Source organism: Paracoccus aestuariivivens (assembly GCF_009711225.1).
GTDB classification, from domain to species: domain Bacteria; phylum Pseudomonadota; class Alphaproteobacteria; order Rhodobacterales; family Rhodobacteraceae; genus Paracoccus; species Paracoccus aestuariivivens.
Map to the genome: position 1 here is coordinate 52824 of NZ_WMIE01000012.1, position 23339 is coordinate 76162.

A 23339-nucleotide genomic window follows, 5' to 3' on the forward strand; every position below is an offset into this window, starting at 1 on the left:
CTTCTAGCCGGAGGTTGCTATGACCTGGATATCGCATATCTTGTCACAATCGCCTGAAATTGCCCTGTTCTTGTCTCTGGCCGGAGGGTACTGGCTGGGGAACTTCCGTTTCGGCAAGTTCCAGCTGGGCGGCGTCGCCGGATCGCTGCTTGTTGCGGTCATCATCAGCCAATTCGGCGTGACGGTCGATAACGGGGTCAAGTCCCTGCTATTCGCGCTGTTCATCTACGCCGTCGGCTTCGAGAGCGGCCCCCAGTTCTTCCGCTCGCTGGGGCGACAAAGCTTGCGCGAGATTGTTCTTGCCGCCTTCCTGGCCATCTCGGGACTGGTGACGGTGGTCGTGCTGGCGCGGATGTTCGGCTTGGACAAGGGCCTTGCCGCGGGGGTCGCTGCCGGTGGCCTGACGCAATCGGCCATCATCGGGACTGCCGGTTCGGCAATCGAAAAGCTGGGCCTAGCCGCCGAGGAGGTGCAGCGCCTGCAGGGCAATGTCGCGGTCGGCTATGCCGTGACCTATATTTTCGGCTCGTTCGGCGCGATCCTTGTCTGCGTCAATATCCTGCCATGGCTCACCGGACGGGCCATCCGCGACGACGCTCTTGAGGCCGAGGCCGCCATGCTGGCCGGAGCAAAGGTCTATGGCCCCGGAGAGGAGGCTGCCTTGCCCTCGCTGGTCGGACGTGTGTTCAAGGTCGGGCAGGGCGGGATGCGCTCGGTGGCCGAACTGGAGGGCGTTGGCGATCATAATTTGACCGTTGAAAAAGTGATGCGCGACGGCAAGCTGGTTCAGGTCGATCCGGCGCTACAACTGCAATCCGGCGACGAGATCCTTGTGGTCGGCCGGCGCGATAAAGTGGTTGCGCTTGGTCCGCAATTCGGCACCGAGGTCTTGCCGACGCCGGAAATGGAGTTGGTACTGCTGACGCGCGACGTCGCGATCACCGCGCCGGAACTGCGCAACAAGACCGTCAGCGAGATCCAGAAAACGATCAGCCCTAACCTGCGTCACGGCGTCTATGTGCTGGCGCTGTCGCGGGCCGGTGTTCCGGTCAAGCTGGCCGATACGACCATGGTCATGTCCGGTGACGTGGTAACCGTGCGCGGGACAGTCAACGACGTCAACCGTGTCGCCAAAGCGGTCGGGACGACCATCGTGCCAAGCGACAAGACCGACTGGATTTTCCATGGTCTGGGTATTGCCTGCGGGTTGCTGGTCGGTCTGATCGTGCTGCGGATCGGCTCGGTCCCGCTGACTCTGGGCAGCGGCGGGGGCGCCTTGCTGTCCGGCCTGATTTTTGGCTGGTTGCGCACCAAGAACTATGCGCGGGGCAATCTGCCGACACCCGCATCGACTTTGCTGCGCGATCTGGGCCTTGCCGGTTTCGTGGCGGTCGTCGGGCTGAATTCTGGCTTGCAGGCCGTGACGACGATCCGCGAAAGCGGCATCCAGCTTTTCCTGATCGGCGTGGTGGTCACGATGCTTCCGCTGATCCTGACCATGCTGTTTGGCCGCTATGTGCTGCGCTACGAGAATACCGCAATCTTTGCCGGTGCGCTTTCGGGGACGCGGAGCGCGAATCCGGCCTTTGGCGAGGTGCTGGAGAAAGCCGGTAACTCGGTTCCGACCACTCCGTTTGCCATCACCTATGCCTTGGCGAACGTGTTCCTGACCCTGCTTGGGCCATTGATCGTTGCCTTCACCTAGCAAGCGGCGGTTCGTGATCGGATGCGTCAATCCGAGATCGGTGCGGAATATTGGCCCTTGCCGGTCATCACCGTGCCGATCACCGGAGGATCGGTGGCACAGTGCCATTTCCTGATCCGCCATTCCGAGTGGTCGTTGGCCCATTGCGCCAGTGTAAGTTGCGCGGTCATCATGCAAGAGATCGTCTCGCCCTTGCCGTAGACGCGGATCTTGCGTTCGCGGCATTCTTCGGGTTGCAGGGCAAGGCAGGCGGCGAAGACGAGAAAGGTCATTCTGTCCTCCGTTCTCCGGCCAAGGGCCGGTGCGATGCTATCGGGTTGGCGGAATGGATTCGAACCTAAAGGATCGCCAGTCCCGCGTAATCAACCGATCGGATGATGGGCTAACGGTCCGACGAAATCCTGCTGGACGACACCAGCGCAACCAGATCGGCCTGCCGACGGACGCCCGTTTTGTCGAAGATATGTTGCAGATGGGTTTTCACCGTGGCTGCGCTTAGACCAAGCTGGCGCGCGGCTTCCACCACACCGCTGCCTTGGGCGATTTTGGCCAGCACCACCGCCTCGGCCTTGCTGAGGCCATAGACTGCCGCAAAGGACGCGTGTGGCGCGGGCAGGGTGGGCGAGAGCTCCTTGATGAAGATCACCGCCGCCCCCGCGACGACCTCCATCGTGCGGGAATGCGCCGAGACCGGCAGGATCTGGACCATGTAGCCCTTGCCATCTGTATCGCGGAGCGGGAAGTCCACGCCTTGCAGGTCGGGGGAAAATCCGCGCGCCGCCTCGCGGACCGATTGCGCCAGCCTGCGGTCCAGATCCGGGTCGTTCAGATGGAACCTGCCTTGTCGCGACGCGACGGGATGACCGGCCTCAAGCGTGGCGATGCCGGTCCGGTTGGCATGAAGGATCCGGCAGGACGCATTGACCAGAACCACACCGACGGGAATCTGGTCCAGAACCGAGTGCAGCGACGAAATCGTCAGCCGTCGCGTTTCAAGGATGCGGCTGATCGCGATGGCGCGTTGGGCATGGGGCAGGATCAACCGCGCGGTTTCCAGATCCTGCCGCGTGATCGGTCCTTGCCTGTGATGCCGCGCCAGAATGATCGAGCCGATGGCGGATGGCTCGCGCACCATGCCGAGGGCCATTATATCGTGGATGCCCAGGGGTTGCGCCCATTCCCTGTAATAGCGGCTGTCCGGCGAGGCCCATTCGGGATTGACCCGCGACAGGATGGCGGGCTCGGACAGGGGCAGGGCATCGACGCGCTGGCGTCCGCCCCAACGCTCGATGAAGTCGGCGCTGTAGTCGGGAATGCGGGCCAGCCATTCCGGCGCGAGGCCGCTACAGGCATGCAGCAGCGGAATGCCCGAGGGCAGGGTTTGCAGCGACAGTGCGCCGTAATGGAAACGGATCTTCCGGCAGGCGGCTTCCAGCACATGCGGCCAGTTTTCAGGGTCCACGACGCAATCGTAGATCATGCCGATCAGGTCGGACGCAGCCTGAATTTGCCTGTTCATGATCCCCTCCGAAAATCGTCGGCGATTTCCTTTGACTCGGTCACGAATGGGTGGGGCGATCCAGAAGTTAAGTCCGCGCTCTGGCTGGATCAAGCTGTAGATCGCGGCAGGAACCGGCAAGGAAAGACCGGATCGGACCGTCAGATCGCGATCCTGCGGCGCTGTCGTCGATTGTCGTCAGTGCAACCGCGCTCGTGCGGGGGCAGGGGGGATAACGGTCGGTGGATAGGCCGCTGCGGTCTCGGAGGTTTCCAGAAATGCCGCGGCGCGCAGGGTCAGGTCCTCGCGCCACGGGGCGGCGATCAGTTGCACACCGATGGGCAAGGTATCGGGGGCAAAGATCGGTGCGGTGACGACGGGCAGGCCGATCGACGAGAAGGGCTGCGATAGCAGCCCCAGATTGGGCCGGAGCGCCAGATCCTGTCCGGCAAGGCGCAGGGTCTTGCTGCCCGACAGAGGCGCGGCGCAAGGGGTGGCCGGAGCCAGCAGCAGATCATACGAGCGGAACAGCTCTAGCGCCTGTTGCAGGCCCCAATGGCGCACACGTTGGGCGCGGCTGGCCCATGCGGCGGGCAGAAGCGCCCCTGCAAGGAAACGGTCGCGGGTATCGGGATCGTAATCCTTGATCCGGCCGCGCAACCGGTCGAGGTGAAACCCCGCGCTTTCGCTATTGGTGACCAGATAGGCTGCTGCGCGTGCGGCCTCGGCGGCATCGAAACTTGCGACCGAGACCTTGGTCACACCGGCAAAAGCCGCAGCGGCGGCGGCGACGGCGTCCCGCGCCAGATCATCGGCATTGTCGTGAAACCAGCCATCCAGCACCGCGATTTTCAGACCGCGGATTCCGGCCATCGGGTCCGAGGCGCGCGGGGGCAGGTCGGCGCAGGCATGATCGGCAGGGTCGGGCCCCTGCATCGCATCATAGGCCAGCGCCAGATCCTGTGTGCTGCGGGCCATGGGGCCAAGATGGTCAAGACTGTCAACAAAGGGAAACGTGCCCGCGCGGCTCAGACGGCCATATGTGGGCTTGAGGCTGAACACACCGCATAACGAGGCAGGTACCCGCAACGACCCGTTCGTATCCGAACCAAGCGAGATCGGCGCAAGTCCCGCTGCCGTCGCTGCGCCGCATCCCGAAGATGAGCCGCCGCTCATGCGGGACAGGTCATGCGGGTTGCGGCAGGGGCCGTCATGGGCATTCTCGCCGGTGAAATCATAGGCGTATTCGCCCATGTTCAGCGTGCCAAGCAGGACTGCCCCCGCCTGGTTCATCCGCGAGATCAGGGTGGCATCGCGTTCGGCTGGCACAAGTTCGCGGTTGATACGCGCGCCTGCACGGGTGGGCAGACCCTTGACGTCGAACAGGTTCTTCACGGCAAAGGGGACACCCGCCAAGGGGCCGAGCGGCTGGCCTGCGGCTTGGGCGCGGTCGATCGCCGCCGCCTCGCGCAGGGCGCGACCGGCAGTGAGGTCGGTATAGGCATTGATGCGGGGGTTGTGGGACTGGACCCGCTCGAGCGCCGTACGGGTGATCTCGACCGCGCTGACATGGCCGCCGCGCACGGCTGCGGCGATCTGTGCGGCGCTGGACCAAGGGCTAGTCGGGTCGTCCATCGGGTCAAGCATGTTCGGCCTTTGGGAAGGGCGGGCGATAGACCGGAGCCAAGGCCAGTTCCGCGTCGTCGAGAGGAACCGCTTCAAGTATGGCGGCCATCTCGGCGGCGACGGCAAGGAAGCGCGCGACGCCGGGGCGGTATTCCCCGGCGATGGTCAGGCCGACCATCGCCGAGGCGGCGTCGATATAGGCGTCGTGATCCACGGCGCGGACCTACTCGGCCGGATGCGCCGAGGGCGCATCCGAAGCAATAGGCTCGGGTAGGCCGTAAGCCACGACGTTGGCCTTGGCGCAGGCGTAAAGGAACGCGCCGACGATGACATAGGCCAGTGCCACCAGCGGGGTGACGTTCAAGCCCAGCGTCTCGCCATGCATGAAGCCAAGGAAGGTCATCGCCGCGCCGGCAAGGGCAAAGCCCGCTGCCATCTCGAATTTGCGTTCGATGATGAAGACGGCGATGGCGGCCAGCACCAGACCGGTCAGGATCGCGCCGCTGCCGAAGACGGCAAGCCCTTCGTAGAGGACGCCCCCCATCGCCATGTTATGAACCAGATCGGGGGTCATCTGCACGCCCGCTGCGCCCAAGGCTCCGTCGATCAGGGTTTTGGCCCATGCCGCGAGGTGCGGCAGCATGCCAAGGATGATCGCGGGTGCGTGGGTTGCGGGCGTGGTCTGGAATGCCTGAGCCCCTATCAGCATCCCGATGTAAAGCAGGATCGGCGAGATCGCGACCACCGGAACCAGTGCCAGCAGAAGCGCGATGATCCCGAACCAGCACAGGAATGCGACCATGATTCCGGTGGCAGCGGAATAACCGATGCGCCCGCCCATCGCCTTCCAGCCGGGATGGCCGATATAGACTGCGTTGATGAACGGGTTGCCCAGCAGGCAGCCGACCAGAGAGACGACGCCATCGGCGGTCAGGACGCGGGTGGTGGGGAAGTGGTCGCCCGCCGCCTCGGCGGATTCGACATTGTCCATGGCCTCGACCAGATCATAGATGCCGAAGGGGATGGCGGTCACAAGGATGATGCCAAGGAACTGGAAACCGCTGAACACATGGTCAAAGGCGGGAGCCGGCAGCGAAAAGCCGAAACCGGCCAGCGCGTTTCCGACTCCGGCAGGCGAGATGCCCGCGACCTGAAATCCCAGCGCCGCCGCACCCCACGCCACCAGCATACCGAAGGCGATGGCGACCAGACCCGCCGGTATGCCGCGCGGGTAGCGGGCTCCGCCCAGCCATGACACCAGAATGATGGACAGGCACACCAAGCCGATCACGGGGTTCATGAACATCTCGAGCGCGGGCCGCATCGAGATGAACGCGATCGACACCCCCGCCAAAGTCCCCAGAAGCGCGGCGCGCGGTGTGATCTTGCGGATCCACGGCGCGATGAAGCCGCCGATCATCAGGATGAAGCTTTGGAAAAACACCCAGACAAGGCCCGCCTCCCAGCCTTTGACCGGATCGCCGGTCGACAGCGAGATCGGCAGCATGATCACGAAGGTGACGACGAACATATGCGGCACAGATATCCCCGAGGGCAGGGCGCAGACGTCGTCGCGTCCGGTCTGCTTGGCCAGCCTATAGGCCAGCCACGCGTAATATCCGGTCGAAAGAAGCATCATCATGCCAAGCGCGGGCAGGATGCGGCCAAAGACGATCTCGTCCGGCATTTTCAGGACAAAGCGCAGCAGCCCCGTCAGCACCAGCAGGTTCACGAGGATGTTGGTTCCGAAGCCGAACAGGGCGTTCCAATCGCCCGGCGTCCAGAGTTTTGGCGAGGTCTTCATGGGCTTCCTCCGGAATATGGGTTGGGATCAGGCCGCGCACGTGGCGGCATCGAGGGCATTGGCAAAGCTGGTGGCGTCGCTGACCCAGCCGAAAATCCCGCCCTGAGCCTTGATCATCTCGAGCCCGACGCGGTGGAATTCCGGAAAATACGACGCGCAGGCATCGGCAAGGGCGACACAGCGATAGCCGCGATCATTGGCCTCGCGGATGGTTGTTTGGACGCAGACCTCGGTCGTGACGCCGCAGACGATCAGGGTATCGATGTCGCTGTTGCGTAAAAGCTGGGTCAGGTCGGTCTGGTGGAACGCGCCCTTGCCGGGTTTGTCGATCACCGGTTCTCCATTCATCGGGGCAAGGTCGGCCACGATGTCATGTCCCGGCTCGCCCCGGATCAGGATGCGGCCCATCGGGCCGGGATCGCCGATGCGCTTCGAGGGGGCGCCGCGCGCGATCTTGGCGGGGGGCGCGTCCGAGAGATCGGGGCGGTGCCCCTCGCGCGTGTGGATCACCAGCAATCCTGATCTGCGGGCAGAGGCAAGCGCGGTCTGGCAGGGGACGACCGCCTGTTGCAGCAGCGAGACGTCATTGCCCAAAGTCTCTCCAAACCCGCCGGGTTCGAGAAAGTCGCGCTGCATGTCGATGATGATCAGCGCGGTTCGGGTCGTATCCAGCACGATGGCTGCGGGTTCGGCGGTAAGCCTGATCATGGGCATGGCTGATGCACCTTTCGCGAAAGGTCTTGACAGGATTGGCCCTTGGACCTGCACCATAGCGCGACAAGCACAGGGGCAGGGCGTTGGCGGATTTCGACAGTGAAGCGGTAGTCAAGGAAATTCGCGCGGAGTTCGACCGCTACGAAACCGCCTTGGTCACCAATGACGTGGCGGCTCTGGTCGGCTTTTTCCGGCAGGATGCGCAGGCGATCCGGATGATGGGTGATCGCGGCCTTTACGGCATCGACGAGATCGAGGCCTTTCGCAGATCGCGCGACGCGACCGACATGGCGCGAGAGCTTACGCGGGTCGAGATCAGGGTGCTGTCGCCCGATATCGCGGTGGCGACGGCCGAATATCGCAGGCTGGGTTCGGGGTTGAAAGGGGCGCAGACGCAGGTCTGGCAGCGCGGGGCGCAAGGCTGGCAGATCGCTGCGGCCCATGTCAGCCTTGGCAGTTAGGCTCGGGCGGCTCATGGCGTCGCCTCGGCCAGAACCAGCCGCCAGTCACCGAAGGCGCTGACATTGATCGCCTCGCCGCTTGTCGCGGCGGTTTCGCAAAGAAAGCCCTTGGGGGTGGTGCCGTCGGCCATCCGGATCGTGCCGATGCAAAGGGGGGCAGGGATACCTGCGATGAAGCTGCCGAGTTGGGTTGCGGGCAGCGCCCACACCTCGACCTGTATCGAGGTTCCGCCCTCTGAGCAGCGGACCATGCCGGGGCGCCGCGGCGGGCCACCGGGCAGGCTGTAGAGGTTGTATTCCGGCATCGTCGGACCCTGACGCAGGAAGCGGCCACCACGGCGGGTCAACTCGCCATTCAAGGGCAGTCCCGACATATGTGCGCCACAGACAGCGATCTCGACCTCGGTCGTGCTGGCGGTGACGGGGCGGGGGGCTGCGTCGGGAATGGCCCAACCGGTCGCGCCCAAACTCCGGCTGCCCCAGCGTTCGATGATGGTTCCAAGGCCTGCCAGCAAGGCGTCATGCCCCTCCTGTGCCAGCAAGGTCACTCCGCCCGGACGCCCGTCTGCGCGGGCTGGCGCGGGAACAGCCAATGCGCAAAGACCGAGCAGGTTGGCGAAGTTGGTATAAGTTCCCAAACGGGAATTGGGACCGATCGGATCGGCCTGCAGTTCGGCTACGGTCGGGAAGTTCGGGATCGAGGGGACGCAGATCATGTCCAGCGGCTCGAGCACCTGTTGCAACTGTCGGCGCAGATCGGCCAGACGGTAGAAATCGCGGAAGGCATCTGTCGCGGACAGGTCTTTTGCGCGTCCGACGATCCGGCGGATGACGGGCAGCACGGCCTCGGGGTTGGTATCCAGAAGCGGGCCGATCACGCAGTCACGCTCGGCCACCCAAGCACCTTCGTAAAGCAGGGTGGCGACGGCGTAGAACGGAGTGAAATCGATTTCGGTCACCGTGGCGATGGCGCGCAACCGATCACAGGCCGCGTCGAAGGCGTCTTGCTGTTGGTCGTCGCCAAAGAACCGGATCGAGTTGCGGCTGGGGATGCCGATGCGCAGTTGCGGCGGCGGGCTGCTGATGGCAGCGGCGCGAACGGGCTTGGCATAGGGGTCGTCCGCGTCATAGGCGCAAACCTCGTGGAAGATCTCATGGGCGTCGGCAACGGTCAGCGCAAAAATCGAGACCGCATCCAGCGTCCGGCATGCCGGAACCACGCCAGTTGTGGACAGTGCCCCCGGCGTTGGCTTCAGGCCCACGATATTGTTCAGCGCGGCGGGGACGCGGCCCGAGCCTGCCGTATCGGTTCCCAAGGAAAAGCTGACGATCCCCCTTGCGACCGCGACCGCAGAACCTGACGACGAGCCTCCGGGCACGATATCGGGATCGTGCGCATTCCTTGGTGCCGGCCAAGGAGTGCGCACGCCCACCAATCCGGTTGCGAACTGGTCCAGATTGGTTTTTCCGATAGGAAGCGCCCCAGCCGCCCGCAAGCGCGCCACGACGAAGGCATCGCGGTCGGCGGCATAGGCGAATGCGGGGCAGGCGACGGTGGTTGGACAATCGGCGACGTCGATATTGTCCTTGACCGCGAAGGGGATGCCCCAAAAGGGCAGGTCCGGGTCGAACCGGCCCAAGGCCTCGGCCTGAGCCAGCAGGGTATCGCGATCTATCACATGGATGAAGATGCCTGGATCGCGGGCGTGGGCGATGCGGCGAAAGACCTCGGCGATCAGGGCGGTCGGCTGCAACCCCTGCGCATAGGCGCGCCGCAAGTCGGGTAAGGTGAATGCCAGTTCCTCAAGCATGTCGACCACCGTGCGTCCTGCTGTCATACGCATCCGCTGTCATCCTTGGCCCCCGAATTGCATCCCGATGGCGGCGGGTGGTCCGACACCGTTGCCGCGCTGCAAAAGGTTGCGGCTATTTTGCGCTGAAATCTAATGCTATGTTTTCAGCAGAATGCTGCAAAATTTGCAGCGTGAATACTAAAATGGTTCTATATGAAGTATTTGCAGACGTTCTCGCTGATCCACGACGTCGCGCGGGCAGGCTCGATCCGCAAGGCTGCCGAAGATATGAACATCACCTCCTCGGCGTTGAACCGGCAGATCCAGCGGCTCGAAGACGAGTTCGGGACCCAGATCTTCGAGCGATTGCCACGCGGCGTGCGACTCAACCCCGCTGGCGAGTTGCTGTTGCAGCATATCCGCAGCCAGAATGCCGATCTGGAGCGGGTGCGAAATCAGGTGGCCGACCTGTCAGGAGTCCGGCGCGGACATGTCTCTATCGGCTGCAGTCAGGGGGTGAACCCGATCTTCCTGCCGGAACAGATCTCGCGGTATCGGGCAAAGCATCCGGGCGTCACGTTCAGCGTCCGTGTCCGCGACCGCGCCGCCGCCGAACACGATCTGAGTACCTTCACCAGCGATCTTGCCCTGGTGTTCGAGCCGATCCACCTTGCCGATTTCGAGATCATTACGTCGATCCCGCAGCCGGTTTGCGCCGTCATGGCCAAGGATCACCCTTTGGCCGACAAGCCCCGCCTACGGCTGCGCGACTGTCTGGCCATGCCCCATGTCATCCCCTCGAACGAATATGGCGTGCGACACCTGCTGGAGCTTGCAACGCGCGGCAAATCCCGTGGGCTGAACCCCGTGGTCGAGGCCGACAGCTTCGAGTTGATGCGCCGTTATGTGCTTTATGAAAAGGCAATCAGTTTCCAGATCCCTATCGGGCTGGGGTCTGGCGGAGATGCGGGCATGGTGGTCCGTGAACTGCCGGAACGCGATCTGCCTATTGGCACGCTCCTTCTGGGGCAGATGCGCGGACGGACGCTTCCGGTCGCCTCGGCTAAATTCGCGCTGCAACTGGCTGCAGCGTTGGAGGAGTTGGACGGAGCAAGGGCGTAGTTATTTGTCGCCAAGGATGGTGCCAAGACGCCGCAGCAGGTTCTGAAGGTCGGTTCGGTCCTGCGGGGCCAGAACGTGAAGCAGCAAGGCCTCGCGGCGCATATCCTCGCGGAAGGCGGTTTCGGCTAACTGGCGACCGCGCTCGGTCAGTTGGACCAAAAGTCCGCGTCCATCCTCGGGGTCGGGAACGCGCTGGATGAGCCCCGCTTGGGCCAGCCTCGCAAGTCGGTGCGTCAGCCCGCCCGAGGTGATCATCAGCGCGGAATACAGCTTTGTCGGTGAAAGGCGATAGGGCGGCCCCGCGCGTCTGAGCGTCGCGATGACATCGAACTCGCCCCGCTCAAGGCCGAACTCGCGGAAGGTCGCCTCGATCTCGGGTGCCATGATGCTGGCAAGCCGGTTGATGCGACCGAGAATGTCCATCGGACCGGTGTCCAGATCGGGCAATTCGCGGGCCCATTGCGCGCGTCGGTGGTCGATAGGGTCGTGCATGAGGTCCCGCGATTTATCTTGATGCAAAGATAAAATGCCGATATAGCTTGACGTCAAGATAAATCGCGTGGTGCTTGCCCTGTTCTTCGCAATCAAGGAGCGCATGACATGAGTTTTGCAGCCTATCTCCGCAATATCGAAGACAAGACCGGTAGATCTCCGGAAGAATTCAGGGCGTTGGCTGAAGCCAAGGGCTATGCCAAGGCCGGACAGTTGGGCGATGGTGTCAAACCCGGGACCGTGATCGCGTGGCTCAAGGACGAATTCCAGCTCGGGCACGGTCATGCAATGGCGATTGTGGCGTTGCTAAAGGGCAAGACGGAGTAGCCGCGGACTGCGCGCGGCCAATTGCTCTGCCCAAAAGACCAAGTTGACTCATTTCCTCCCCGGACTAACCATTTCCCGGCGGCGTTTTTTATGAGTTGACAATTGGTATTTTCACAGCTGGACTTCTGGATCTTTTTTTCGATCGTTCTCGCGCTTTATGTGGCACTGCCATTCCGCGCGCAAAACTGGATGCTATTGATTGCAAGCTACGTATTCTATGCGGCTTGGGATTGGCGCTTTCTATTTCTGATCATGCTATCCACCTGCACAGATTATCTGATTGCTTTGAAAATGGAAAGGACAGAGACGCAATCGGCGCGGCGATTTTGGCTTTCCGTGTCGCTTTGGACCAACCTGAGTGTGCTTGGGATATTCAAATACTTTAATTTCTTTATCGAGAGTTTTGCGATGCTCTCGGAAAAGTTCGGCTTTCCGGTATCCTATCATGCGCTTCATATCGTGCTACCGGTCGGCATTTCCTTTTATACGTTCCAGACGCTGAGTTATACGATTGATGTATATCGCCGCGATATTCGCGCGACGACGAGTTTGCGGGATTTCGCGCTTTTTGTTTCGTTCTTTCCGCAGCTTGTCGCAGGCCCGATCGAACGGGCGAGCCATCTTTTGCCCGAAGTAAGTCATCCTCGTCGCATGACATGGGATAATGTCACGCGCGGAGTGGTGTTGTGCTTGATAGGTCTGATCAAGAAGATCGTCATCGCAGATGCGATCAGCCCGACGGTCGATACGATATTTGCCATGCCGGACCCTTCGGGCGGCGTTATCCTGATCGGGACGTGGCTATTCGCGATCCAGATATATTGCGATTTTTCCGGATATACCGATATTGCGCGTGGGGTCGCGCGGATCATGGGGTTCAACCTCATGCTGAATTTTGCGCAACCCTATTTTTCGGTCAATCCGCAGGATTTCTGGCGACGCTGGCATATTTCATTATCCACATGGCTTCGCGATTATCTGTATGTTCCTCTGGGCGGAAACAGGAAAGGCAAGCGCCGGACGCAGATCAACCTGATGCTGACAATGGTCCTTGGCGGATTATGGCATGGGGCGGCATGGAATTTTGTCCTATGGGGAGCGTATCAAGGGACGCTTTTGGTCCTGCATCGACAATTGGTCGGCAAGCTTGGCGCGCGGACGGATAAAGGTTTCGGCGGCATGTTCTTGCACATCATCAAGATCGCGCTGTTCTTTCAGGTCACATGCTACGGCTGGCTGTTGTTCAGGGCCTCGTCTTTCGAACAGATTACCCGTTTTACCAAAAGTCTTCTGACAATGCGTTGGTCCGATTTTTCGGATCTGGGCTTCATCAACATTCCGGTTCCGGCATTTGCCGGAATGGCGGTAATCTTGTTTGTCGACGTCATGATCGAAGTCACCGGAAATCCGCGCTTCTATGAGGTCTGGCTGCGACCGGCACGGGCTGCCTGCTATTCGATTCTGGTTTATACTCTGGCCTTCGGGGCAACGACCACGCCGAGCGCGTTCATTTATTTCCAGTTCTGAGCCATGCGATCCACACTCAAAACCTTCGTACTGACTATCGGATTTCTGATCCTGTTGGACGGCCTTGTCGCGCTTCTGCTGCAAGGTCCGGCGCCGGCATCGTTGAAAGGCTTCTTCGATTATGGCGCTTCGGTGCCGGGCAAGATCGCGCAGATGAAGCAGCATCCCGGTGCGCCCGGTAATCTGCTGGCGGTGGCATGGCTGCCCGATGTGATCGAGGAATCGGCTGTCGGGTTCAAGGCCGAAGCCTCGGATGAGGCGCCGGTGATGCGGGTCTATGGAATGTCCTTCGCGGCCGACATCGCACATGGCGCCCAGACGCATCGGCCGGATATGCTGGTAGACGTGCATGGTGGTCCCAACGCCCCGCCAAATTTCTCTTACGAGGTGTTTCTGGAAGACCGACAGAATAGGAAACCCGGTGATGTCGCGGTTCTGGGCATCCTTTCGTCCACCACAGCCGCGATGAGTTCTTACTCGAACCGCGTTTGGGCGTTCGAACAGCCTGCGCCCTATACCTATCCGGTGTTCTGGCCCGAGGGGGCGGACGGGCTTCGCGCCGATGGGCCGGTGCTGCAATCGCTATCTGAGGAGATCGCCTTGGAGGCCCATCCCGATCTGGTCGCGAAATGGCATAGGCAGTTGCGGGAAAAAGACGGGCTATATTCGGAAAGCGCCTTTGCGCTGCCAGTTCTGGATGCATCGCCCTTTGCGCGGCTGATCCGGCGGGCCTTGGCGGTTCAAAGCATCAAAGAGAAAGAACAGGATATCAATTCCGGCAAAGGATCCGACCCCTATCCCTATCAGGAGGTTCTGCGTCGGATGGTGCGGGATTTCAGCGAAACCGCTCGCGCGGATCAGCAGATTCCTGTCGTTCTGCTGATCCAGACGCGGAATTCCCAAGATCCCGATCTGCGCCAGATATTTGCCGAGTATCTGAAAGCGAACGATATTCCTTTTGTCGCGACGACGGATCTTCAATCCATTCGCGATCCTTCGGCATTTTATGGTGACGGTCACTACACGGGGAACACGAACAAGAAATTCGGGCAATCCCTGTTGGACGTGATTGATAGGGAAGCGTCGCGCTCTGTCAGCATGACGCGGGTACCGTATAGCGCAGTGAATTGATTTAGATGGTAATTATCACACGGTTAGCTGCTGATCGTTTGATGCCGGAGGGGCCGCAGTTTCGGCCAGCCGCTGCGCCTGAACCGCAGTGATCGCAGCGGCGGCCACGATATCGTCGACCGAACAACCGCGCGACAGATCGTTGGCAGGCTTGGCTAGCCCCTGCAGGATCGGTCCAATGGCATTCATCCCACCCAGCCTTTGGGCGATTTTATAACCGATATTGCCCGAGGCTAGATCGGGGAAAACGAAGACATTCGGCCTTCCGGTCAGGCGGCTGCCGGGGGCCTTTTTGGCGCGGATGGCATCGTCCAGAGCGGCGTCGAATTGCAATTCTCCGTCGATTTCCAGTTCCGGATCGGTCTCGCGGATCAGGCGCAGGGCCTCGCGGATGCGGTGCAGGCTGGGATGGTCGGCGGAACCCGCGGTCGAGAAGGAAAGCAGCGCCACGCGGGGCGTTTCGCGCAGGATCTGACGGCAGGATTGTGCGGCAGAGCGGGCGATGGCGGCAAGTTCGGTCGCATCGGGTTCGATGACCAGACCGCAATCGGCGAAGATCATGCCGCCCTTGATTTCAGAGGAAGATTTGCACGAAAGCATCAGGAAAAAGCTGGAGACGATGCCCGCATCGGGGGATTTCCCGATGATTTGCAGCGCGGCGCGGACGGTATCGGCGGTGGTGGCGACTGCGCCGCCGACCGTACCATCGGCATGACCCAGACGCACCCGCATGGCGGCCTGACGGATCGGGTCGCGCATCTCGTCCAAGGCCCGTTCAGCGGTCATGCCGCGCGAGGCGCGCATCCGGTGCCAGTGGACGGAAAGTTCGACCAGATCAGGGGCTTCTGCGGGGCATAGCGAGGTTATTCCCGGCAGGTCCGGCCCATCCAGCAGGGTGATGCGGGCCAGCCCCTCGGAACTGAGGCGGAGGGCAGCGTCGCAGACGCGGGGATCGCGGCCCTCGGACAGGATGATGTGGCGGGGATTGGCGCGGGCCGACTGGTAGATCAGGTCGAGCGGTTTCATGGTTCAATCTTTCGGAGTGCCGCAACGGCGGCGCGCGTTGCTTGGAACACAAGGCGGAGTCTGGAATGTAGATGTGGCTTGAAATTGCAGGAAAAATTGCTGTGACAGGAGTGCAGCGCGTGTGCACAGTCAGTACACCGCGCGTACACCGGTTTGGCGGTCAGGCGATCCAATGGATGCCCGCGACTATGAAGATGCCAAGAAAGGCGGTTTCGACGACCAGCAACGCAATCGCCGCCGGCCCGACTTCAAGCATGCGTGCCAGCGAAGTCTTGATCCCGACCGCAGCGATGGCGACCAGCAGCGCCCAGCGGGACAGAACGCCCGCCGCATCGGCCAGCCAGACCGGCAGTAGCCCCAGCGAGTTCACCGCCGCCAGCGCGAGAAAGCCCAGAACAAAGCCAGGCAGCAGCGGCGGGCGTTTTCCCTCGACCTGATCGGCCAGACCGCGCGCACGGATCGCCAGCGAGATCACCAGCACCACCGGCGCCAGCATCGAGACGCGGATCAGCTTGACCAGCGTTGCGGTCTCTCCGGCCTCGGGGCCGATCGAGAAACCCGCGCCGACGACTTGGGCCACGTCATGGATCGTGCCGCCAAGGAAAACACCGGAATCGCGGGCGTCGAAACCGAAAACCTGCGCCAGCATCGGGTAAAGCACCATCGCGACCGTCGAGAGCACGGTGACGGCAAGGACGGTGAAGACCAGATCGCGCTCGGATTTCTCGTGGCGGGGTAGGACGGCGGCGATGGCCATGGCGGCAGAGGCGCCACAAATCGCGACCGAGCCTCCGGTCAGCAGGGCAAAGCGCCAGTCGCGCCCGACGGTGCGGGTGATCGCGAGCGCGAACAGGATGGTCAGTACGACGCCTGCGACGACCAAGCCGATGGCCGCGCCGCCAAGCCCCGCCAGCATCTCGACCGAGATCCTTGCGCCCAGCAGCGCCACCCCCAGCCGCAGCACCGTCTTGGCGGTGAAGCCGATGCCAGGGGCGGTCTTGGTGCCGGTCTCGGCCAGAAAGTTCAGTGCAAGGCCCAGCAGCAGCGCCATCAGCATGGCGGGCGCGCCGTAATGCTCGGACAGGAATTGTGCGGTGGCGGCGACAAGGACCGAGACGGCGAGGCCGGGGAAAACCTGTCCAAGGCTGAGCCCCCCGAGCAATCGGGCCGAAAATGCGGGCTTAGGCGGCGCGGGCGGCAGGATCGGCATGGTCGGGGCCTTGCGGGGTGGTTCCTGCGGGGCCAGCAGAGAGGGGGCTTCGGTGGCCTGTTCCGGTTCGCGGCGCAGGGCTGGGCTGGGCGTGGACATGGCTTCTCCTCGCGGGCCGAGGGCTGGCCCGGGCATGACAGGTTCCTGCCCCGACAAGATCGGTCGGGACGGGAAATCTTGGGGCGGACCGGCCGAGGACGGCCCGCTGTTTCGCTTAGGCCATCGCGGTTTGCGGGCGCATGTCGGCGGCGTCGATGCCCGCGACCACGACCGGCTTTTTCATCGCGTCGCGGCGGAAGGGTTCACCCAGTTCCTGATTCAGGATCACCTCGATGAAGGTGGTTTCCTTGTGCTTCTGCTGGCGATCGACGGCCTCGTGCAGCGCGGCGGTCAGTTCCTCGGCAGAACGCACCTGAATGCCATTCGCGCCGCAGGCCTTGGCGATCCCGGCATAGGTGGTGCCGCGATCCAGTTCGGTGCCGACGAAATTATTGTCATACCACAGCGTCGTGTTGCGCTTTTCCGCGCCCCATTGGTAGTTGCGGAAGATCACCATGGTGATCGCGGGCCAATCCGCGCGGCCGCAGGCGGTCATCTCGTTCATCGAGATCCCAAAAGCGCCGTCGCCCGCGAAGCCGATGACCGGAGTGTCGGGGTTGCCGATCTTGGCACCAAGGATCGAGGGGAAGCCATAGCCGCAGGGACCGAACAGGCCGGGGGCGAGGTATTTCCGGCCCGCCTCGAAGCTGGGATAGGCGTTTCCGATGGCGCAGTTGTTGCCGATGTCGCTGCTGACGATGGCGTCTTTCGGCACCGCCTGCATGATCGCGCGCCAAGCCTGGCGGGGCGACATCAGGTCGGCGTCCTTCTCGCGCGCGCCCGAGTTCCATTCGGTTCCCGGATCGTCATCCTCGTGGTCGAGGCTCGACAGTTCCTGCGCCCAGCGGGATTTTGTCTGCGAGACCAATGCCTTGCGGTCGTCGCGGCCGGCATCGCCCGCCACGTCCGACAATTGGCCAAGGATACCGCGTGCCACCTTGGCGGCGTCGCCCTGAATGCCGACGGTGACCTTCTTGGTCAGGCCAATGCGGTCGGCATTGATATCGACCTGAATGATCTTGGCCTCTTTGGGCCAGTAGTCGATGCCGTAGCCCGGCAGGGTCGAGAAGGGGTTGAGGCGCGTGCCGAGGGCAAGGACCACATCGGCCTTTTGAATGATCTCCATCCCGGCTTTCGAGCCGTTATAGCCCAAGGGGCCCATAGCCAGCGGATGCGAGCCGGGGAAGCTGTCATTGTGCTGGTAGTTCGAGCAGACCGGGGCATCCAGCCGCTCGGCCAGTTTGATGAGGTCCGGGATCGCGCCCGACAGGACGACGCCTGCGCCGGACAGGATGACCGGGAATTCGGCTTCCGAGAGCAGGCGTGCAGCCTCGGCCACGGCTTTCTCGCCGCCCGAGGGGCGCTCGAAGGCCACGACCTGCGGCAGGTCCACGTCGATGACTTGGGTCCACATGTCGCGCGGGATGTTCATCTGCGCCGGGGCCGAGTTCCGCCATGCCTGCATGATGACGCGGTTCAGCACCTCGGGGATGCGCGAGGCGTCGCGGACTTCCTCCTGATAGCAGACGCAATCGGCGAACAGGCGCATCTGCTCCATCTCCTGGAAACCGCCCTGACCGATGGTCTTGTTCGCCGCTTGCGGGGTGATCAGCAGCAGCGGCGTGTGGTTCCAATAGGCGGTTTTCACGGGCGTGACGAAGCCGGTGACGCCCGGCCCGTTCTGGGCAATCGCCATCGACATTTTGCCGGTCGAGCGGGTGAAACCGTCGGCCATCAGCCCCGCATTCGTTTCATGGGCGCAGTCCCAGAACTTGATCCCGGCCTTGGGGAACAGGTCGCTGACGGGCATCATGGCCGAGCCGATGATCCCGAAGGCGTGCTCGATGCCGTGCAGCTGAAGAACTTTGACGAAGGCTTCTTCGGTGGTCATTTTCATAGTGTTCTCTCCCTTATGCGCGTTCGTCGCGGTAGTGATAGAGGTGATAGAGGCCCCATTGGCCAAGGCGGCGGAAGGGCGTTTTCCAGCCCTCATGGGGTAGTTCGGAATTGAAGATCGGCAGGTCGGGCAGGCTTTCTCCCGCCACCAGCTGCGCCATGCGGCGTCCGGCCATGGCGGAATACATCACCCCATTGCCGCCATAGCCCATGGCGTAGAAAGCACCCGGCAGGTCGGGCAGGCCGGTGATGCGGGGCATCATGTCATGGCTGACATCGACCCAGCCCCACCAGCTGTAGTCCAGCTCGATCCCCTTCAGGGCAGGGAACTTGCGCTCCATGCCCGCGCGCAGGCCCGCCAGATGGGCGGGGTTCGCCGCATCCTTGCCGGTGATCGCGGCGCGCGAGCCGATCTGCAGCCGGTTGTCCGGGAGCAGGCGGTAGTAATGGCGCAGCGTGCGGGTGTCGGTCAGCGGCGAGCGCTTCTTGATGCCGATGGCGTCCAGTTCGGCCGGCGTCAGCACGCGGGTCACGACGCTGTTCGACATGATCGGCATGAGCCGGTCGCGCAGCTTGGAGTGCAACCCGCGCGGGGCATAGGCCGCCGTCGCCACCGCGACGCGGCGGGCGCGGACGGTGCCGCCGGGGGTCCGCAGGTGATGGAGGCCGTTCTTGTATTCCCAGCCCTGTACGGAGCTGTCGGTATGGACGGTCGCGCCCAACTCGCGGGCGACGCGCAGATAGCCGAAGGCCAGTTTCGCGGCATGGATGCCCGTGCCGTCCGGCTCCCACATCGCGCCTTGGGCCTCATGGTCGCGGGCGACGGTTTCCAGCACCTCCTCGCGCGAGAGCATCCGCGCGCCGTAGCCGAACTGGTCGTTCAGCACCGCGACCTCGCTGGTCAGTGCGGGGATCAGGGCGGGCTTGTGGGCGATGTAGTAATGGCCCCCTTCCTGCGGTTCGCAGTCGATCTGGTGGTCGCGGATCAGGCCGCGGAACAGATCGAAAGCCTCGGTGATTTCGGAATGCAACCCGCGTGCCGTGTCGATGCCCCAACGGTCGATCCATTGGCTGCGCTTCAGGCGGCCGGCGGAAAGCTGGGCCTGCCCGCCATTGCGGGTCGAGCAGCCGTAGGCGACGCCGTTGGCCTCAAGCACCGTGGCTTTGATACCGTGCATCTTGGCGAGATGGATCGCGGTCGAAAGGCCGGTATAGCCCGAACCGATAATGGCGACATCGACATCCATGTCGCCCATGACCGGGCCGTCATCCTGCGGCGCGGGACCGGCGGTGCCGATCCAGTAGGTCGGGGCGTAGTCGCTATGCGGACCCAGCGCGCGGGCATGCATGGGGTCGTAGAAGGGGTCGAAGGGGACCGATCCGCTGCGTCTTGCGATATCCAGCATCATCGGCCTCACTTGGACGGGATGGCGGGGCGCTGTTTGCGGATCGCCTGCTTTTCCACGATCAGCCCGTCGCGGATGCGGAACAGGTCGACGCCCTGAACCTCAATGCGGGTGCCGTCGGGATTGGTGGCGCGGAAGGTCCATTGGCTGACGCCGCGGGTGCCGTCCTCGGACAGGAAATGCGAGTGATCGGCCCATTCAACGTCGGGCATCGAGGTCCAGACATTCACGAAGGCCTTGGCGATGGCTTCCTTGCCCTCGACGCGGTTGCCGTATTCGTTGTCGCCGGCGACGGTGAAGAACACGCAGTCATCGGCGAATTTCGTCATCACGCCGTCGATGTCATGGCGGTTGAAGGCGTCGAAGGTGGCTTTCAAATCGGCTGCGGTCAGCCGCGTGGTCGTCAGAGTATCGGACATTGGTGGTTTCCTTGGTTCAGTAGCCCATGACGCGGGGTAGCCAAAGGGCGATCTCGGGGAAGCAGGCGATCACGAAGATCGCGGCGGTTGATGCAAAGGCGAAGGGCAGGGCGCGCAGGCTGATCCGCTCGATCGAGACGCCCGAGATGCCCGAGGCGATGAACAGGTTCTCGCCCAGAGGAGGGGTCTGGAAGCCGACCGACAGGGTGCAGATCATCACGATGCCGAAATGGATCGGGTCGATGCCGACCATGTAGGCGACCGGAAGCATGACCGGGACAAGGATCATGATCGCGGCCAGCGTCTCCATGAACATGCCGACGATCAGCAGAAGCCCGATGACCAGTGCCCAGATGGCGTAGACATTGGTGGTCAGGTTCAGCACGCCGCCAGCGATGATGCCGGGGATGTTGTTCTCGACCAGAATGCGGCCGAAAATGGTGGCGGTGAACAGCACCAGAAGCACACGACCGGAAAGCCAGGTGGTCGCTTCCAGCGCCTTGACGATCTCGCCGAGGTCCAGTTCGCGATAGATCACGGCACCGACGAAAAGCGTGTAGAAGATCGCGACGATGGCGGCCTCGGTCGGGGTGAACAGGCCTGCATAGATGCCGCCAAGGATGACCAGCGGCGCGAGCAATGCCCAGAAGCCCTGATAGACGGCGGTCAGGAATTTCGACATCGACAGCGGCTCGACCGATCCACGGAAACCACGCATCCGGCAGCGGACATAGTTCATGATCAGCAGCCCCGTCGCCATGATGACGCCCGGCAGGAAGCCCGCGATGAACAGTTTCGAGATCGAGACCGACTGGAACGGGCCATAGGTTTCGACGGCTTCGGGGGGCGGCATCATGCCCATGGCCGAGATGCCGAAGATCACCATCGGGATCGAAGGCGGAATGATGATGCCCAGCCCGCCCGATGCCGCCGTGACCGAGGCCGCGTAGCCCTTGCCATAGCCCGAACGCGCCATGGCGGGGATCATTAGCATGCCGACGGCGGCGGTGGTGGCGGGGCCGGAACCCGAGATCGCGCCGAAGAACAGGCAGGCGATGATTGTTGCGGCGGACAGGCCGCCGGTAAAGGGTCCGGCAAGGCTTTCGGCCACGTTGATCAGGCGGCGGGACAGGCCCGCGGCCTCCATCAGGGCTCCGGCAAGGATGAAACTGGGCAGCGCCATCAGCGGGAACGACCCGACCGAGGACCACGCCATCTGCACCATCTTGATCGGGTTGTCGCCCAGATAGAACATCGCAGCCAGCGCCGAGACGCCAAGCCCGACCGTGATCGGTGCGCCAAGCAGCAGCAGGAAGAAGAAGCTGCCGAACATGATTTCTACGAGATGCTCGTTCATTGGACTTGCTCGCGCAGGAAGGGGCGTTTGTCGTCAGCGGCGAGTTCCACCATCTGCTCGACCTCGACTTTGTCGGGATCGCGCGGGTCGATGCCCTTGACGAGTTTCAGATAGTTCACCTGCAGGATGCGGATCGTCATCAGCGTGAAGGCGATGGGCAGGACCAGATAGACGTGGCGCATTTCCCATCCCAGCGTCTGGGCTTTGACGAAGGGCTTGAGGTGACTGATGAATTTCAAGGATTGCCAGATGAAGACGGCGTTGAAGCCGATCCAGAACAGGTCGCCCAAGGCCTCGATGATGCGGGCGATGTGGCGCGGCATGGCGTTCAGGTGGAACGAGACACGGTTATGCGCGGCCATCCGCGCGGCGTAGGACGCGCCGAAATAGGCGAACCAGACGAACAGGATGACCGAGAGTTCCTCGATCCATGTGATCGAGAAGCCAAGGATCTGGCGGGCGATGATCTGGACGAAAAGCAGCGTGACAAAGGCGGCCAGCAGGATGCGGCAGATGTAGCTTTCGAACTTGTCTAGGAAAGACCAGAGCGCAGACATTTGGGCCTCCGGGAAAGGGCGGGGCAGGACGGGCGGCGTAGCAATGCGGGTGGGCGCGCGGGCGGACCCGCGCGCAGGGTCGGTTTATTCGACTTTTTCGCGACCAAGCGTGGTCAGGACGTTGTTCAGCACGTCCTTGCCCCCGATCTGGTCGTAGAATTTCGGCCAGACGGCGGTGGTCGCAAGGCTGATGAATTCTTTCTCGCCATCGGCGGGATCGGCGATTTCCATGCCGCGCTTGACCAGTTCCTCGCGGATCTTGGCTTCTTCGGCGCGCAGGAACTCACCCGAGGCTTTGGTCGCGGCTTCACCTGCCGCCAGCACCTGTTTCTGCTCGTCGGCGCTGAGGCTTTGGAACAGTTGCTCGGACACGATCAGCGGTTCGATCGAGAAGATGTAGCGCAGGTTGGTGACGTATTTCTGGACTTCGTCGAATTTCATCGCATAGACGGTCATGTAGGGGTTGTCCTGACCGTCCACGACCTTTTGCTGAAGCGCGGCGAAGGTTTCGCTCCATGCCATCGGGGTCGGGTTGATGCCCCAGCTTTTATAGGTCTCGATCATGATCTCGTTCTTGGGCACGCGAACGACGACGTCTTTCAGGTCGGCGACGGTCGAGATCGGCTTTTTCGAGTTGGTCAGCACGCGGAAGCCCGAATAGGCCCAGCCGATGATGCGCACGCCCGCGTCCTCGACCGTCTTGTCGACCATCTGCTTGCCCAGATCGCCTTGGGTGATTTTCTCGGCATCCTCGAGCGACAGGATGACATAGGGCAGCGTCAGCGTGCCGACGGTGGGCGAGAAGGGTGTGATGTTGTTGATCGCGAGGATCGAGAAATCCAGCGTACCGGTGGCGGCGGCGGTCACGGTGTCCTGTTCGTCGCCAAGCTGGCCGTTCAGGAACAGTTTACCGGTCATCTTGCCGCCGGACTGTTCGTCAAGCGCCGCGATAAAGGCTTTACCCAAGGCTTCCTGCGTGCCGCCCGCGCCATCCCCCACGGCGATGCGGTATTCGGCGGCGGCGGCGGGCAGGGCCAGCGAAAGGGCAATAGCGGTCCCCGCGAGCAGTCTGGTCAGATAGGTCATCGTGAAGCTCCCTGTGAGGTCGTCTCGCGTTGGTCGCGATGTCGGTGCGACAATTTGTTGCAGAACATGTGACGCTCGGATAT

At 62.5% G+C, this 23339-nt stretch carries 22 protein-coding genes; 6 read left to right on the forward strand and 16 right to left on the reverse strand.

Annotated features, from left to right (window positions below; all coding sequences use genetic code 11):
- Positions 1–19 precede the first annotated feature (19 nt).
- On the forward strand, positions 20–1705 hold the full coding sequence (gene aspT / locus GL286_RS16065) for an aspartate-alanine antiporter (RefSeq protein WP_155096597.1): 1686 nt from the start codon (positions 20–22) through the stop codon (positions 1703–1705).
- Positions 1706–1731: 26 nt separating this feature from the next.
- On the opposite strand, the gene GL286_RS16070 is transcribed toward aspT, so the two are convergent.
- The 6 genes from GL286_RS16070 to GL286_RS16095 all read right to left on the reverse strand — a co-directional run bounded on the left by GL286_RS16070 (position 1732) and on the right by GL286_RS16095 (position 7347).
- Positions 1732–1977, reverse strand: coding sequence for a hypothetical protein (locus tag GL286_RS16070; protein ID WP_155096598.1), 246 nt, complete (start codon positions 1975–1977; stop codon positions 1732–1734).
- Positions 1978–2087: 110 nt separating this feature from the next.
- Entirely contained in the window at positions 2088–3224 is a 1137-nt protein-coding gene (locus GL286_RS16075; RefSeq protein ID WP_155096599.1) for a helix-turn-helix transcriptional regulator, read from the reverse strand.
- 177 nt (positions 3225–3401) lie between these two features.
- Complete coding sequence (locus GL286_RS16080) at positions 3402–4838, reverse strand: AtzE family amidohydrolase (RefSeq protein ID WP_211596386.1); 1437 nt, start codon at positions 4836–4838, stop codon at positions 3402–3404.
- A 4-nt stretch (positions 4839–4842) separates the two neighbouring features.
- Positions 4843–5043, reverse strand: a complete 201-nt coding sequence (locus GL286_RS16085; RefSeq protein ID WP_211596388.1) for a DUF4089 domain-containing protein — start codon at positions 5041–5043, stop codon at positions 4843–4845.
- A 9-nt stretch (positions 5044–5052) separates the two neighbouring features.
- The gene (locus tag GL286_RS16090) at positions 5053–6633 is read right to left on the reverse strand and encodes a hypothetical protein (RefSeq protein WP_211596390.1); all 1581 of its coding nucleotides are present in this window, start codon (positions 6631–6633) and stop codon (positions 5053–5055) included.
- Between the two features lie 27 nt (positions 6634–6660).
- The gene (locus GL286_RS16095) at positions 6661–7347 is read right to left on the reverse strand and encodes a cysteine hydrolase family protein (RefSeq protein ID WP_155096601.1); all 687 of its coding nucleotides are present in this window, start codon (positions 7345–7347) and stop codon (positions 6661–6663) included.
- A gap of 83 nt (positions 7348–7430) precedes the next feature.
- Between GL286_RS16095 and GL286_RS16100 the strand changes: the two genes are divergently transcribed.
- Positions 7431–7808: an AtzH-like domain-containing protein gene (locus GL286_RS16100; RefSeq protein ID WP_155096602.1), complete on the forward strand. Its 378-nt coding sequence runs from the start codon at positions 7431–7433 to the stop codon at positions 7806–7808.
- A gap of 11 nt (positions 7809–7819) precedes the next feature.
- Here GL286_RS16100 and atzF read toward each other — a convergent pair whose 3' ends face one another.
- Positions 7820–9652, reverse strand: coding sequence for an allophanate hydrolase (gene atzF / locus GL286_RS16105; protein WP_246184988.1), 1833 nt, complete (start codon positions 9650–9652; stop codon positions 7820–7822).
- 162 nt (positions 9653–9814) lie between these two features.
- On the opposite strand from atzF, the gene GL286_RS16110 reads away from it, so the two are divergent.
- Positions 9815–10723, forward strand: a complete 909-nt coding sequence (locus GL286_RS16110) for a LysR family transcriptional regulator (protein ID WP_155096603.1) — start codon at positions 9815–9817, stop codon at positions 10721–10723.
- Here the strand turns inward: GL286_RS16110 and GL286_RS16115 are convergent, their stop codons facing one another.
- Positions 10724–11215 carry a MarR family winged helix-turn-helix transcriptional regulator gene (locus tag GL286_RS16115; protein ID WP_155096604.1) on the reverse strand — a complete coding sequence of 164 codons (492 nt, stop codon included), beginning with the start codon at positions 11213–11215 and terminating at the stop codon, positions 10724–10726.
- A 108-nt stretch (positions 11216–11323) separates the two neighbouring features.
- Between GL286_RS16115 and GL286_RS16120 the strand changes: the two genes are divergently transcribed.
- The 3 genes from GL286_RS16120 (at position 11324) to GL286_RS16130 (ending at position 14200) form a co-directional block, all read left to right on the forward strand.
- Positions 11324–11542, forward strand: a complete 219-nt coding sequence (locus GL286_RS16120) for a DUF4287 domain-containing protein (protein ID WP_155096605.1) — start codon at positions 11324–11326, stop codon at positions 11540–11542.
- A 291-nt stretch (positions 11543–11833) separates the two neighbouring features.
- On the forward strand, positions 11834–13069 hold the full coding sequence (locus GL286_RS16125; protein ID WP_343038913.1) for an MBOAT family O-acyltransferase: 1236 nt from the start codon (positions 11834–11836) through the stop codon (positions 13067–13069).
- 3 nt (positions 13070–13072) lie between these two features.
- A complete protein-coding gene (locus GL286_RS16130) occupies positions 13073–14200 on the forward strand; it encodes an SGNH/GDSL hydrolase family protein (RefSeq protein WP_155096607.1) in 1128 nt (375 codons plus the stop codon).
- Between the two features lie 15 nt (positions 14201–14215).
- Here the strand turns inward: GL286_RS16130 and GL286_RS16135 are convergent, their stop codons facing one another.
- The 8 genes from GL286_RS16135 to GL286_RS16170 all read right to left on the reverse strand — a co-directional run bounded on the left by GL286_RS16135 (position 14216) and on the right by GL286_RS16170 (position 23256).
- The gene (locus GL286_RS16135; protein WP_155096608.1) at positions 14216–15226 is read right to left on the reverse strand and encodes a phosphate acetyltransferase; all 1011 of its coding nucleotides are present in this window, start codon (positions 15224–15226) and stop codon (positions 14216–14218) included.
- A 160-nt stretch (positions 15227–15386) separates the two neighbouring features.
- Positions 15387–16535, reverse strand: coding sequence for a YeiH family protein (locus GL286_RS16140; protein WP_246184989.1), 1149 nt, complete (start codon positions 16533–16535; stop codon positions 15387–15389).
- 115 nt (positions 16536–16650) lie between these two features.
- Positions 16651–18432, reverse strand: a complete 1782-nt coding sequence (gene xsc, locus GL286_RS16145) for a sulfoacetaldehyde acetyltransferase (RefSeq protein ID WP_155096609.1) — start codon at positions 18430–18432, stop codon at positions 16651–16653.
- A gap of 13 nt (positions 18433–18445) precedes the next feature.
- Complete coding sequence (locus GL286_RS16150) at positions 18446–19837, reverse strand: NAD(P)/FAD-dependent oxidoreductase (RefSeq protein ID WP_155096625.1); 1392 nt, start codon at positions 19835–19837, stop codon at positions 18446–18448.
- 8 nt (positions 19838–19845) lie between these two features.
- Entirely contained in the window at positions 19846–20256 is a 411-nt protein-coding gene (locus GL286_RS16155; RefSeq protein ID WP_155096610.1) for a nuclear transport factor 2 family protein, read from the reverse strand.
- Positions 20257–20272: 16 nt separating this feature from the next.
- Positions 20273–21613 (reverse strand): TRAP transporter large permease, encoded by a 1341-nt coding sequence (locus GL286_RS16160; protein ID WP_155096611.1) that lies wholly within the window; start codon positions 21611–21613, stop codon positions 20273–20275.
- The gene (locus tag GL286_RS16165) at positions 21610–22170 is read right to left on the reverse strand and encodes a TRAP transporter small permease (RefSeq protein WP_155096612.1); all 561 of its coding nucleotides are present in this window, start codon (positions 22168–22170) and stop codon (positions 21610–21612) included. Before GL286_RS16165 ends, GL286_RS16160 begins: the two co-directional genes overlap by 4 nt.
- A gap of 84 nt (positions 22171–22254) precedes the next feature.
- Positions 22255–23256 carry a TRAP transporter substrate-binding protein gene (locus tag GL286_RS16170; protein ID WP_155096613.1) on the reverse strand — a complete coding sequence of 334 codons (1002 nt, stop codon included), beginning with the start codon at positions 23254–23256 and terminating at the stop codon, positions 22255–22257.
- Positions 23257–23339 lie beyond the last annotated feature (83 nt).